This window comes from Mycolicibacterium moriokaense (assembly GCF_010726085.1).
Lineage (GTDB): Bacteria > Actinomycetota > Actinomycetes > Mycobacteriales > Mycobacteriaceae > Mycobacterium > Mycobacterium moriokaense.
Window position 1 is genome coordinate 5,498,713 of the sequence record NZ_AP022560.1, and the last position, 13,455, is coordinate 5,512,167.

The window sequence follows — 13,455 nt, forward strand, 5'->3', positions numbered from 1 at the left end:
GCCGCCCGCCAAGTGGCGGCCACCCCGTCAGCCCCGGTCTCTGTCGATGATGTTGGTCAGCACCACGATGCTCTCGCTGCGTTCGACATCGGCCGCCGAGCGAATCCGTTCCAGCGCCTCTTCCAGATGGCGCATATCGCGGGCGACGACATGCAGAATCGCGTCCGCGGTCCCCGTGACGGTGGCCGCGCCGATCACCTCGGGAATGTCGATCCAGGCCGCGCGCAAGCGTTCTGGCGCGATCGTGCCGTGCCGGAACACCTGCACATACGCCTCGGTGTTCCAGCCGAGCGCGCTCCGGTCGACGACCGTGGTGAACCCGCGGATGACCCCGTTCTCCAGCAGCCGGTCGACCCGGCGTTTCACCGCGGGCGCCGATAGGTTGACGCGCTCGCCGATCTCCGCGTAGGTGGCCCGCGCGTCGTCGGCGAGTGCGGCCAGGATTCGCTCGTCGGTCTCATCCAGGCGGTCCATCATCACCTCCACACAACAAATCGCCAGAAATCTATGCCTGAGAGAACAAATAGTAAGTCATTACGCAATGAACGGCGATTGCTTGCAAAATAGATCGACCATATCGTTGATTTATGACGATCTCAGATCTCGCCGCACGGAGGCGCTCCGGGCCGCCGGTATCCGATGTCGCCGCACGGACGCGCCCAGACGCCGACACCTCCCCTGCGCGCGTGGCCTCTCCACGTACCCCGCGCCCCGCCACTACGCCATGACGGCGCCGACGTTCTTCGCCGTCGAGTACGCGATCAACCCCTGGATGGACACCTCGGTCTCGGTGGACACCCACGTCGCGCTCAGTCAGTGGGAACACCTGCGCCAGACGTATAAGGAACTCGGGCACACCGTCGAGTTGGTCGAACCCGTCGCCGGGCTGCCCGACATGGTCTACGCCGCCAACGGCGGCCTGATCGTCAACGGCGCGGCCGTCGTCGCCCGATTCGCCTACCCGCAACGCGCAGGCGAAGCCGCGGCCTACGCCGAGTGGATGCGCCGGCACGGCTACGACGTCGCCGAAACCCGACACACGAACGAAGGCCAGGGCGACCTGCTGGTCGTCGGTTCGATCATCCTGGCGGGCCACGGTTTTCGCACGGACCGACGAGCGCACGAGGAGATCGCCGCCATCGTCAAGATGCCCGTCGTCAGCCTCGAACTCGTCGATCCGCGGTTCTATCACCTCGACACCGCGCTCGCCGTACTCGACGACACGACGATCGCGTTCTATCCACCCGCGTTCAGCGCCGAGTCCAGAGCGAGATTGCTCGAGCTGTTCCCTGACGCCATCGAGGTGGGCAGCGCCGACGCGAACGTGCTCGGCTTAAACGTCGTATCCGACGGCCTCAACGTCGTCCTGCCTGCGGCCGCGACCGGCTTCGCCGAACAACTGAAACAGGCCGGCTTCCGACCCATCGGCGTCGATCTCTCCGAGCTGCTCAAAGGCGGCGGATCCGTCAAATGCTGCACACTGGAGGTACATCCGTGACCATCGTCGACACCGTGAACGCCACCGAGGAAGCGATCGCCCTCGACGACCGCTACGTCGCACACAACTATTCGCCGCTACCGGTGGTCGCGGCGAGCGCGGAGGGCGTCTGGATCACCGATGTCGAGGGCCGACGCTATCTCGACTGTCTGGCGGCCTATTCGGCGGTCAACTTCGGCCACCGCAATCCGGAGATCATCGCCGTCGCCCATGCGCAGTTGGACAAGCTGACGCTCGTGAGCCGCGCGTTTCACTCCGATCGGCTCGGCCCGTTCTGCGAGGCGTTGGCCGAACTCTGCGGCAAAGACATGGTGCTGCCGATGAACAGCGGCGCCGAGGCCGTTGAGAGCGGTATCAAAGTCGCCAGGAAATGGGGCACCGACGTCAAGGACGTGCCCGCGGGGCAGGGCAATATCGTGGTGGCGCGCAACAACTTCCACGGTCGCACGACGACGATCATCAGCTTCTCCGACGACGAGACGGCGCGACGCGGCTTCGGTCCGTACACGCCGGGGTTCCGTGCGGTGCCCTTCGGCGACGCCGACGCCCTTGCCGCGGCGGTCGATGAGAACACCGTCGCGGTGCTGCTCGAGCCGATCCAGGGTGAGGCCGGGATCATCGTTCCGCCGCCCGATTTCCTGCCGCGAGTGCGCGCGCTGTGCACCGAGCGCAACGTGCTGATGATCGCCGACGAGATCCAATCGGGCCTGGCACGCACCGGACGCACCTTCGCCTGCGACCACTTCGGCGTGGTGCCCGACATGTATCTGCTGGGCAAAGCCCTGGGTGGCGGCGTGGTTCCGCTCTCGGCCGTGGTGGCCAACCGGGACATCCTGGGCGTGTTGCATCCGGGCGAGCACGGCTCGACGTTCGGTGGCAATCCGCTGGCGGCAGCGATCGGCACCACCGTGGTAGCGATGCTGCAACGCGGCGAGTTCCAGTCGCGTTCAGCAGAACTCGGCGAGCAGCTGCATCGGCGACTGCATGCGCTGTTCGGGTACGGCGTGGTCGCGGTACGCGGCATGGGGCTGTGGGCCGGCGTGGACATCGATCCGGCGCTCGGCACCGGTAAGCAGATCAGCCGCAAGCTCGCCGAGCGCGGCGTCCTGGTCAAGGACACGCACGGGTCGACGCTGCGCTTCGCGCCACCGCTGGTGATCACCGCCGAGGAGATCGACTGGGCGATTGATCAATTCGCCGATGTTCTGGCCGATGCAGGTCCACACTTGACCGGGAGCCCCGCGCGATAGGCCTTCAGGAGGCATCATGACCGCTCCATCGATAAGCCTCAGGGACCAGCTGCTGCGTCGCAGGCCGGTGATCGGAGCGCCGGTCGCACACGGCGCCTCGGACCACTTGGAACGAACCCTCGGCACGTTCAACCTGACGCTGTTCGGCGTGGGTGCCACCGTCGGCACCGGCATCTTCTTCGTGCTGCAGTCCGCTGTCCCGGAAGCCGGTCCGGCCGTGATCATCTCGTTCATCATCGCGGGTATCGCCGCCGGGCTGTCCGCGATCTGCTACGCCGAGATGGCGTCGGCTGTACCCGTGTCCGGCTCCACCTACTCCTACGCGTACACGACCCTCGGCGAGTTCGCCGCGATGGGCATCGCAGCCTGTCTGCTCCTGGAATACGGCGTGTCGATATCCGCTGTCGCGGTCGGATGGAGCGGCTATCTGAACAAATTGCTGGATAACCTGTTCGGCTTCGAGATCCCCGATGCGCTGAGCTCGGCACCGTGGGACAGCACCCCCGGCTTCATCAACCTGCCCGCGGTCGCCGTGATCGTGATGTGCGCTCTGCTGCTGATCCGCGGGGCCAGCGAGTCCGCGCTCGTCAACACCATCATGGTGCTCATCAAACTGGGTGTGCTCATCCTGTTCGCGGCGGTCGCGTTCACCGCCTACAACGCCGACCACTTCCAGGGCTTCATGGATTACGGCTGGGCCGGTATCAACGCGGCGGCGAGCACCATCTTCTTCTCGTACATCGGCCTCGACGCCGTCTCCACCGCAGGTGACGAGGTGAAGAACCCGCAGAAGACGATGCCCCGCGCGATCATCGCCGCGCTGATCATCGTCACCAGCGTGTACGTGCTCGTTGCGGTCGCCGCGCTGGGAGCCCAGCCGACCGCGGAATTCGCTTCCGAGGAACAGGCCGACGCGGGTCTGGCGGTCATCCTGGAGAACATCACCGGAAGCACTTGGGCCAGCACGGTTCTCGCAGCGGGTGCAGTCATCTCGATCTTCTCGGTGGTCCTGGTTGTGATGTACGGCCAGACGCGCATCCTGTTCGCCATGGGCCGCGACGGTCTATTGCCGTCGCTGTTCGCCAAGGTGAACCCGCGCACCATGACTCCGGTCAACAACACCGTGATCGTCACCGTCATCGTGTCGTTGCTGGCGGGCTTCGTGCCGTTGGACCACCTGCTCGACATGGTGTCCATCGGCACCTTGGTCGCGTTCATCACGGTGTCGATCGGCGTCATCGTGCTGCGGGTCCGCGAACCCGATCTACCCCGCGGATTCAAGGTGCCGCTGTATCCGGTCACGCCCATCCTGGCGGTGCTGGCATGCATCTGGGTGCTTCGTGGCCTGCACTGGTACACGTGGGTGTGGTTCGGGGTCTGGGTCGGTGCCGCGCTGGTGTTCTACCTGCTCTGGAGTCGCCATCACAGCGCATTGAACGACGGGGGCGACGGCTACATCCCCAGCGCCGCCGCAGGCGAAGACGACGTGATTCTGGCTCACCCGCCCGAGGAGAAGTCGTGACCGTCGCGGTCGGCTATCTCGCAGGCAAAGGCGGCCGTTCGCCGCTCTACCTCGCGGTGGAGGCGGCGAGAACGCTGAAGACGTCGCTGACCGTGGTCACGGTGGTGCCGCGGCCGTGGATCACCCCTTCGCTCGCCCGCGTCGATGCCGAATATGCCCAATATGCCGAACAATTGGCGGCGGACTCGGCGAAAGAGGCGCAGCAGTGCCTCGATTCGATCGGTGACGGCATCGACGTCGCCTTTCACAAGGTCGCGCACCGATCGGTTTCCGCTGGCCTTCAGGAAGCCGTCGACGAGCTGAAAGCCGAAGCGCTGGTGTTGGGTTCCGCTGCTGACGGCAAGCTGGGGCAGGTCATCGTCGGCTCGACGACGGATCGGCTGCTGCACTCGTCGCCGGTCCCGCTGGCCATCAGCCCACGCGGTTACCGCGGCTCGAAAGCCGGCGGGCTGACCCGGATCACGTGCGCCTACCCGGGTACACCCGAGTGCATCGACGCCGTCGAACGCGTGGCGGCACTTGCCCAGAGGCTGAGTGTTCCGATGCGCGTCATCACCTTTGCTGTGCGCGGCCGCACCATGTATCCGCCCGAGGTCGGTCTGCGCGCCGAGGACTCGATCTTGGAAGCCTGGGCGGAGCAGTCACGAAAGGCTCTTGCCGAGTTGAAAGCCAAGCACGTCGTCAGTGACGACACCGTGCTGGAGGTGACCACCGGCTACGCCTGGGATGAGGCCATCGACGCCGCCGACTGGCAGGACGGCGAGTTACTCGCCCTTGGCACCAAGCCGACGGGCGGGATCGCCCGGGTGTTCCTGGGCTCGCGGGGGTCAAAGATCGTGCGGCACAGCCCGGTACCGGTGTTGGTGCTGCCGGGTTAGTCCCGCGAGCAGACGCGTAAGCCCCCATTTCACACCGAATTTGGGGGTGTACGCGTCTGCTCGGCGAAGGAACTAGTAGTTCATGGTGCCGCGGTCGACGTTGATCTGGCTGCCGGAGATGGTCAGAGACCCGTCGCCGGCCAGCCATGCCACGACATCCGAAACCTCTTCGGCCGTCATGAAATCCTGCAGAGTCGACGCACCCTGTTGACTGACGGCGCGGTACGGGAACGGCTTGAAGCTGTGGATGAAGCTCGGGAACTTCCCGAAGAGCTCCATCATCGCCTCCTTCTCCACCATCGGAGTGTCGATCGAGTAGGGGTGGATCGAGTTGACCCGAATCCCGAACTCCCCCACCTCCAATGCCAGCGAGTTGGTCAGCGAGGTGATGCCGTGCTTGGACGCCGCGTAGTGACCGTTGCCCGGGGTGGCCTTCAACCCGGCGGATGAACTCACGAGGATGATCGATCCGCCGTTGCCGGCCTCGATCATGGCGGGCACGGCCGCGCGGATCGTCTTCCATGTGCCGTTCAAGTTGATGTCTATGACGGTGTTCCACTGCTCCTCGGACATCTCGAAGAGACGGCCCCAGCTCAGGACACCCGCGTTGGCCACCAGGATGTCCAGCCGGCCGAACTGCTCGACCCCGTCGGCGACCACCTGCTGCAGTGCGGCCAGGTCACGGATGTCGACCTCGCGGGCCAGTACCTTGCGGCCGGTGGCCTCGACCGCGCGCACCGTCTCGGCCAGTTCTTCGGACGTCCCCAGCGGGTAGGTGATGCTGTCCGAGACCGGCGCGCAGACGTCGATGGCGATGATGTCGGCGCCCTCGCGGGCCAGCCGGGTCGCATGCGCCCGACCCTGGCCGCGCGCGGCCCCGGTTATGAATGCCACTCGCCCTTCCAGGGGCCCGTCCGTCGCCGTCACCGCTGCTCCTTTCGTGAAGCTGCGGACCAGGCTAACAGCAGAACTGGAACGTGTTCTAGTAGCTCGATCAGTCGAGGGGATCCCGGATGATCGGGCACGTCATGCAGTGCCCGCCGCCGCGGCCGCGGCCCAGCTCCGCGCCCACGATCGTGATGACCTCGACGCCGGCTCGGCGGAGCAGGGTGTTGGTGTGGGTGTTGCGGTCGTAGGCGAACACCACACCCGGCTCGACGGCGACCAGGTTGTTGCCGCTGTCCCACTGCTGGCGCTCCGAGTCGTATTTCGTGCCACCGGTTTCCACCACCCGCAGGGCGGCCAGCCCCAGCGCGCCGGCGACCACTTCGACGAACGGCTTGGTCGCCTCCTCGACCTCGACCCCCGGATCGGCGTCGGTGGGATGCAGGATGAACGTTTGTATCGAGTCGACGATGTCCGGATACAGCGTGACGACGTCGCGGTCGGCGAACGTGAACACCGTGTCGAGGTGCATGGCGGCACGCAGCTTCGGCATACCCGCGACGATGATCTTCTCGGCGGCGTTCTCGGCGAACAGCTTGGCCGCCACCTGGGTGATCGCCTGGCGCGACGTCCGTTCGCTCATCCCGATGATGACGACACCATTGCCCGGCACCAGGACGTCACCGCCCTCGATCGTCGACATCCCCCACGACTGTTCCGGGTCACCCCACCACACCGTCGACCCGACGAAGTCGGGGTGGAACTCGTAGATCGCCTTCATCAACAGCGTTTCGTCGTGGCGCGCAGGCCAGAACAGCGGATTGAGCGTCAGGCCCTTGTATATCCAGCACGTGGTGTCGCGTGTGTACAGCGTGTTGGGCAACGGCGGCATCAGATACTCGGTGACGCCGGTCGCCTCGCGGGCCAATGCGCGGTACCCGGACTGGATTTCGGCCGGGAGGTCGCGGGTGGACATGCCGCCGATGAGCAACTCGGTCAGCCGGCTCGGGGTCAGCGAGTCCAGGAAGCCTCGTGTGTCGTCGACAAGTCCGAGTCCGACTTCGTTCGGCACGATCTTGCGGTCCAGCAGCCAGGCTTTCGCCTCGGGAATCTCCATCGTCTCGGTGAGAAGCTCGTGCAGTTCGACAACTTCGACGTCGCGGTCGCGCATCTTGTCGATGAAGTCGAAGTGGTCGCGGCGGGCGTTCTGCACCCACAGCACGTCGTCGAACAGCAGCTCGTCGCAGTTGGTCGGGGTGAGCCGCTCGTGCGCCAGCCCCGGCGAGCACACCAGCACCTTCCGCAGCTTGCCGACCTCGGAGTGGACGCCGTAGGCAGCCGACGGATTCGTCACTTCAGTTCCTCCCACCCGGCTATATTTCGATCGCACCTGTTGCCAAGGACACCACACCCGCGACGGCGCCGAGGACAATCACGCCGAACAGCACCGCTTCGACGGGCCGGAACACACGTAGGCCACGTTCACGTCGCGCCTTGACGTACAGCGCGGCCGCCGGTGCGTACAGGATGCAGGACAGCAACAGCTTGTCCATGCCCGCGGCGTACAGCAGGAACAACGTGTACGCCGTCGCCAGCCCTGCCACCACCATGTCGGGAACCAGCGATTTGCCGTCCCCGTACGTCTCGCGGGTGGCCGTCAGCTTGAGCGCGTACGCCGCGGCCAGCAAGTACGGAATCAAAGACAGCGCGGCCGTCAGATCAAGCATGAAATCCAGTGCGTTGTCGGCGAACAGCAGCGCCACGAGCAGCAACGAGGTCAAACCGGCCGCCATGACCAATGCGGTGACGGGCGCACCGTGGCTGTTGGTGCGGGCCAGGAACCGCGGCATGTCATCGGATTTGGCCGGGATGTACAGCACTTCCGCAGCCATCAGCGTCCACGCCAGATACGCGCCGAGCACCGACACGATCACGCCGACGCGGATGAAGATCGATCCCCAATGCCCGACAACCGATTCCAGCACCGAAGCCATCGAGGGCTGGTCGACGCCGGCGAGCTCATGTTGGGGCATGACGCCGTAGGACACCAGCGTCACGAGCGCGAAAACGCTCAGTACACTGAGGAATCCGATAACGGTCGCGCGGCCCACGTCCTCGCGCCTCCGTGCCATCCTCGAGTAGACGCTGGCGCCCTCGATGCCGAGGAACACGAACACGGTGATCAGCATCGTGCCGGTGGCCTGGTCCCAGATCGCCGCGAACGAATACCCTTCTGCGCCACCCCAGAAGTTGTCGGCAAAGATGTCGGCCTGGAAGGCGATGGCCACGATCACGATGAACGACAGGATCGGCAGCACCTTGGCGACGGTGACGATGTAGTTGATCACCGCCGCGTCCTTGACGCCGCGCATCACCAATGCCGCGAACAGCCACACCCCGATCGCGGACACGACGACGGCCAGCACCGTATCACCTGGTCCGAAGGCGGGGACGATGGCGCTGAGCGTCGCCGTGATCAGCACCCAGTAGGACGTGTTGCCTGCGCAGGCCGATGCCCAGTAACCGATGGCCGAGTTGAACCCGATGTAGTCACCGAAACCAGCCTTGGCGTAGGCGAAGATGCCTGCGTCGAGTTGCGGCTTGCGCATTGCGAGGCGCTGAAACACGAACGCCAGCATCAGCATTCCGAAACCCGCGACCGTCCACGCGATGATCGCCCCGAGAACACCGGTCTCGGTCCCGAATCTGCGGGGAAGCAGGAACACGCCGGACCCGATCATCGACCCGACCACCATCGCAGTCAGCGTCGGCAGGCTGACTTTCTGATCGGCCGGTTCGGTCCGCGGTTCAGCGGTGGTCACCGCTGTCCACGCTACAGGTCGGCGAGTATCTGTTGTCGCTTTGCGGTGTATTCGTCGTCCGAGATCGCACCGGTCGCGCGGAGCGTCTCCAACTCCTGCAGGCGTTGCGCGGTCGAAGGTTCCGGAGGTGCAACGGGATACGACGGCGTCGACGGTGCGCTTGCGGGTGCGGGCGCCGGCGGCGCTTGGGCGGCGGCGCGTCGCACGATGGCCTGCACCTGTTGGCGAGCCACCGGGTTCGAACGTAGATCGATCATGTTGTTGACGCCGATGTTGTTGGCCTTGAGGATCTGCAGGATCTCCATCAGCGGGCCTACCTGTCCCGTGAGGTCGTAGGTCCGGTTGTCCTCGGCGATGGTGAACGTCGCGGGCATCACACCGCTGATCAAACCGCTTCGGTCCCAGTCGATCTGATATTCCATAGTGGCGGGATCCACGAGAGCGACGAGCTTGCGGTTGGTGATCATCGGCAGGCGTGTGAGCGACGCGATCACCCTGTCCTGACTCGCGAACGGGGCGATACCCGGTCCCGAGATCTGCAGATCGATCTTCACCAGCGGCTGGTTGTTGATCCGGGTTCCGGTCTCGTGGATGCCCACGACTTGAGCGAGCGCCAGCGCCCCGGTCTGCTCGAGGGCCTGTTTCTTGGCCGACGACCGTGCGCCCATGCTGGTGAGTCCGAGGGCGATGAACACGTCGAGGGCGGTGATTGCCAGACCCGCCCAGAACATCCACTTCATGATCGGCTGCGCCCCGGAGGCGAAGTAGATGGCGAGGAAGATCGGCCCGACGATTCCGCACAGCAGGACGAAAGCCTGGATCTTGACATAACGCCAGAAAGTGGACATAACCCAAGCTCCTACGGGAAAGAGGTCGTCTCGTCGTGTCACATTAGCGCCAAATCCACCCTCATGAGCCTTATCGTCGGGCGGTGGCTGCGCTGGGTGACCTGTGAAAGGGCGATGGGTCCTAGCAGCCGTCTCCTTGGCGCTGTTCTGCGTGCAAATCGATTACTTCGCGGCCAATCTCGCGCTGCCGCGGATCGCCTCCGACCTCCACAGCTCGCCGACGGACCTGCAATGGGTGATCAGCGTCTACATGCTTACGTTGGGTGCCTTCATGGTTCCCGCGGGCCGGATCGGAGACATCTTCGGACGGCGCAAGGCGCTGATGTCGGGCATCGTATTGTTCGGAGTCGCGTCGGTGCTGTGCGCACTCGCACCGTCGGTGCCCCTGATCGTGGCGTTTCGCGCCCTGCAAGGGCTCGGGGCCGCGCTCATCTTCCCGGTTTCGGTGAGCGTGCTGACCAACGCCTTTCCGGGTGTGAAGGCAAGTCATGCGATCGGGTTGGCTTATGGCATAGCGGGTTTGGGCAACGCGGCGGGACCCTTGATCGGTGGCCTGCTGACCGACACGGTCGGCTGGCGGTGGATCTTCTGGCTCAACGTGCCGTTGACGGTGGCATCGCTGGTGCTCGGCGCGTCGAGTATCGAGGAGTCCTCCGACGAGACCGTGCCGCGTCGCATCGACATCGCGGGGCTGGCGTTCATCACGGTTGGAATCGGCTTGTTCACGTTGACATTTGACCGTGCCCCGCACTGGGGGTGGGTGTCGGCATCGACGGCTATCGCGTTCGCCGCTGCGCTACTCGCACTCGCGCTGTTCGTCGTCGTCGAGAACCGGGTGTCGTGGCCGCTGGTCGATCTGTCGCTGGTGCGCAACGGCCGATTCGCGGCACTCGTCATTGCCGGCGCCATCGCCAACATCGCCTATGCGGTCGCCATCTTCCTGTCGACGCTGAATCTGCAGCAGGTGCGTGGGCTCGACCCCTTGATGGCGGGCCTGGTGTTCCTCGGACCGTCGGCGGGCGCGGCGCTGGGCGGCGTGCTGTCGGGACGCCTTGCCGCCAGTCGGCCACCGCTCTTGGTGATGGGGCTGACGGGTGTCGCCGCCGCGGTGTCGCTCGGGACGCTCGCAGCGTCGGACACCTGGATCGTCTACCTGCCTGCGCTGGCGGCGTGCGGATTAACGCTGGGGCTGCTGTATGCGTTCACCACCGTCGCAACCCAGGCCGTCGTGCGACCCGAACGCGCGGGCGAGGCCGCAGGCGTGACGTTGACGGCGTTGGTGACGCTCGCGGGAGTCGGTGTCGCCGTCGCGGGGACGGTGCTCGAGATGCTTCAGCAGGACGGACGGTCGGCCGCCGCGGCGATCGACGTCATCCTCGGTGTGCTCGCAGCGCTAGTGGCGGTGGCCAGCGTGGTGGTGCTTGGAATCGCCCGAACGCCTACGGCGTCGGCACGCTCGCGCTGAGCGGGACGATCGGCTGCGCCTCGGGATTCTGCGGCGCCGGGCCGCCGAGCATGAAGTACAGCGGCGCGGTCCAGGGCAGGCCGGACGTCTTGGCGTAGTTGGTGTGCACGGACACCCGCTGCGCGTACGCGGCCGTCGAGTCGTCGGCGTCCTCGTCGTAATCGCAGACGGCGTCTCCGAGGTTGCACACGCTGATGGTCCGCGCGCCCATGGCCGGCGTCAGCGGGCCCGGCGCGTGCGCCAGGATCGGCCAGTCCTGCGCGACACCCTTGCCGCGCTCCGGGATGCCGCTCGCGGTGCCCATGTTGTAGGTGGGGTCCTCCGGGCGTCGATCGCCGTCGGCGACCAGGAGCACGGCCGCCAGGTTGGGGCTGGCCTCCAGCGCGGCGAGGTTGCGGTGCACCACCATGGCGCCTTGCGAATAACCGGCCAGGACCACCTTCGAGGCAGGGCAGCGTTGGACGAACCCCTCGTATTGCTTACCCAACGCCGCCGCACCGGCATCGACACTGCCCATGAAGCCGAGCCACTCCCCGATTCCGCCGTCTTCACCGGGCACTTCCACGGCCGGATACTCGACGGCCTCGGCGGTCAGCGTGCGGCCGTCCTTGGCCACTTCCGCGGACAGGTCCTGCAGCGACCGGTAGACCACGCGGCCCATCCCGCCGTTCTGGGTCACTTCCGTCGGCGTGCGCTCCCCTGAGCCCGCAGCGCCGATCCAGTGCACGTCGGGGCAACTGGCCTGCGCGGTGGCGGTCCCCAGCGAGAGCCCTGTGAGTCCGGCAAATGCGGCGACAGCGGCAGCCGCACTCGCGATCCTGGTGACGCGACGGAACATGAATCCCCACCCCTTCTTAGGCCCCGACCAGGGCATACGCGAAGTACATCGCTCCGACGGCCGCCGGTGTTACGGGCAGGGATGGCTGAACCGGTGGATCGCCCGCAGCATATGCGTGCATTCCACCAGCTAAATGCGCGGCCGCAACGCGAAAGCGGCGCCCACCCGAAGGTGAGCGCCGCTTCGCAGCAGAACCTTTAGATCACTTGATGATCTTGGTAACCCGGCCGGCGCCAACGGTACGGCCACCCTCGCGGATGGCGAACCGCAGACCCTCGTCCATGGCGACGGGCTGGATCAGCTTCACCGAGATGTCGGTGTTGTCACCGGGCATCACCATTTCGGTGCCTTCCGGCAGCGTCACGACACCGGTCACGTCGGTGGTGCGGAAGTAGAACTGCGGACGGTAGTTGTTGAAGAACGGCGTGTGCCGGCCGCCCTCGTCCTTGGACAGGATGTAGACGCTGCCCTCGAACTCGGTGTGCGGCGTGGTGGTGCCGGGCTTCACGACGACCTGGCCGCGCTCGACGTCCTCGCGCTTGATGCCGCGGAGCAGCAGACCGACGTTGTCACCGGCCTGGCCCTGGTCCAGCAGCTTGCGGAACATCTCGACGCCGGTGACCGTGGTCTTGGTGGTCTCCGGGCGGATGCCGACGATCTCGACTTCCTCGTTCACGTTGACGACGCCGCGCTCCACACGACCGGTGACCACGGTGCCGCGGCCGGTGATGGTGAAGACGTCCTCGACGGGCATCAGGAACGGCTTGTCGGTCTCGCGGACCGGGTCCGGAATCGACTCGTCGACCGCGTCCATCAGATCCTCGACGGACTTGACCCACTCCGGGTCACCCTCGAGGGCCTTCAGCGCCGACACCTTGATGACCGGGGCGTCCTCGTCGAAGTCCTGAGCGCTCAGCAGCTCCCGGACCTCCATCTCGACGAGCTCGATGAGCTCCTCGTCGTCGACCATGTCGGCCTTGTTCAGAGCCACGAGGATGTAGGGCACACCCACCTGACGGGCGAGCAGCACGTGCTCACGGGTCTGCGGCATCGGGCCGTCGGTCGCGGCGACCACCAGGATCGCGCCGTCCATCTGGGCGGCACCGGTGATCATGTTCTTGATGTAGTCCGCGTGGCCAGGGGCGTCGACGTGCGCGTAGTGCCGCTTGTCGGTCTGGTACTCCACGTGGGAGATGTTGATCGTGATACCGCGCTGACGCTCCTCAGGCGCATTGTCGATCTGGTCGAATGCGCGCGACTCGTTCAAATCGGGGTACTTGTCGTGCAGAACCTTGGTGATTGCTGCAGTAAGCGTGGTCTTGCCGTGGTCAACGTGACCAATGGTCCCGATGTTGACGTGCGGCTTCGTCCGCTCGAACTTCGCCTTCGCCACTTCTGTGTCCTCCTGGACTTGTTGGTGCTTCTTCTATCTGGTTTCGAAGCAGTGCT

General features: G+C 65.6%; 12 protein-coding genes. 5 read left to right on the plus strand and 7 right to left on the minus strand.

Annotated features, from left to right (window positions below; genetic code table 11):
- Positions 1 to 27 precede the first annotated feature (27 nt).
- On the minus strand, positions 28 to 474 hold the full coding sequence (locus G6N43_RS26865; protein ID WP_083156165.1) for an Rv2324 family transcriptional regulator: 447 nt from the start codon (positions 472 to 474) through the stop codon (positions 28 to 30).
- 250 nt (positions 475 to 724) lie between these two features.
- Here G6N43_RS26865 and ddaH point away from each other — a divergent pair, with 250 nt between their 5' ends.
- Genes ddaH through G6N43_RS26885 form a run of 4 tightly spaced genes read left to right on the plus strand, consistent with a single transcriptional unit; the run spans position 725 to position 5,148 of the window.
- Positions 725 to 1,498, plus strand: coding sequence for a dimethylargininase (gene ddaH / locus G6N43_RS26870; protein ID WP_163658222.1), 774 nt, complete (start codon positions 725 to 727; stop codon positions 1,496 to 1,498).
- The gene (gene rocD, locus G6N43_RS26875) at positions 1,471 to 2,748 is read left to right on the plus strand and encodes an ornithine--oxo-acid transaminase (RefSeq protein ID WP_272937667.1); all 1,278 of its coding nucleotides are present in this window, start codon (positions 1,471 to 1,473) and stop codon (positions 2,746 to 2,748) included. The genes ddaH and rocD overlap by 28 nt, the downstream gene beginning before the upstream one ends.
- Before the next feature lie 16 nt (positions 2,749 to 2,764).
- Positions 2,765 to 4,270, plus strand: a complete 1,506-nt coding sequence (locus G6N43_RS26880; protein ID WP_083156075.1) for an amino acid permease — start codon at positions 2,765 to 2,767, stop codon at positions 4,268 to 4,270.
- On the plus strand, positions 4,267 to 5,148 hold the full coding sequence (locus tag G6N43_RS26885; RefSeq protein ID WP_083156077.1) for a universal stress protein: 882 nt from the start codon (positions 4,267 to 4,269) through the stop codon (positions 5,146 to 5,148). The genes G6N43_RS26880 and G6N43_RS26885 overlap by 4 nt, the downstream gene beginning before the upstream one ends.
- A 72-nt stretch (positions 5,149 to 5,220) precedes the next feature.
- Here the strand turns inward: G6N43_RS26885 and G6N43_RS26890 are convergent, their stop codons facing one another.
- From G6N43_RS26890 to G6N43_RS26905, 4 genes are all read right to left on the minus strand, one after another.
- On the minus strand, positions 5,221 to 6,075 hold the full coding sequence (locus tag G6N43_RS26890) for a mycofactocin-coupled SDR family oxidoreductase (protein WP_179967930.1): 855 nt from the start codon (positions 6,073 to 6,075) through the stop codon (positions 5,221 to 5,223).
- A 67-nt stretch (positions 6,076 to 6,142) separates the two neighbouring features.
- On the minus strand, positions 6,143 to 7,387 hold the full coding sequence (locus G6N43_RS26895; protein WP_083156079.1) for an arginine deiminase: 1,245 nt from the start codon (positions 7,385 to 7,387) through the stop codon (positions 6,143 to 6,145).
- Positions 7,388 to 7,406: 19 nt separating this feature from the next.
- On the minus strand, positions 7,407 to 8,789 hold the full coding sequence (locus G6N43_RS26900) for a basic amino acid/polyamine antiporter (protein ID WP_234810225.1): 1,383 nt from the start codon (positions 8,787 to 8,789) through the stop codon (positions 7,407 to 7,409).
- A 77-nt stretch (positions 8,790 to 8,866) separates the two neighbouring features.
- Positions 8,867 to 9,703: an SHOCT domain-containing protein gene (locus G6N43_RS26905; RefSeq protein ID WP_083156083.1), complete on the minus strand. Its 837-nt coding sequence runs from the start codon at positions 9,701 to 9,703 to the stop codon at positions 8,867 to 8,869.
- 151 nt (positions 9,704 to 9,854) lie between these two features.
- Between G6N43_RS26905 and G6N43_RS26910 the strand changes: the two genes are divergently transcribed.
- Entirely contained in the window at positions 9,855 to 11,168 is a 1,314-nt protein-coding gene (locus G6N43_RS26910; protein ID WP_234810223.1) for an MFS transporter, read from the plus strand.
- Here the strand turns inward: G6N43_RS26910 and G6N43_RS26915 are convergent.
- A complete protein-coding gene (locus tag G6N43_RS26915) occupies positions 11,143 to 12,006 on the minus strand; it encodes a cutinase family protein (RefSeq protein WP_083156087.1) in 864 nt (287 codons plus the stop codon). The genes G6N43_RS26910 and G6N43_RS26915 overlap by 26 nt on opposite strands.
- Positions 12,007 to 12,208: 202 nt before the next feature.
- Positions 12,209 to 13,399 carry an elongation factor Tu gene (gene tuf / locus G6N43_RS26920; protein WP_083156089.1) on the minus strand — a complete coding sequence of 397 codons (1,191 nt, stop codon included), beginning with the start codon at positions 13,397 to 13,399 and terminating at the stop codon, positions 12,209 to 12,211.
- Positions 13,400 to 13,455 lie beyond the last annotated feature (56 nt).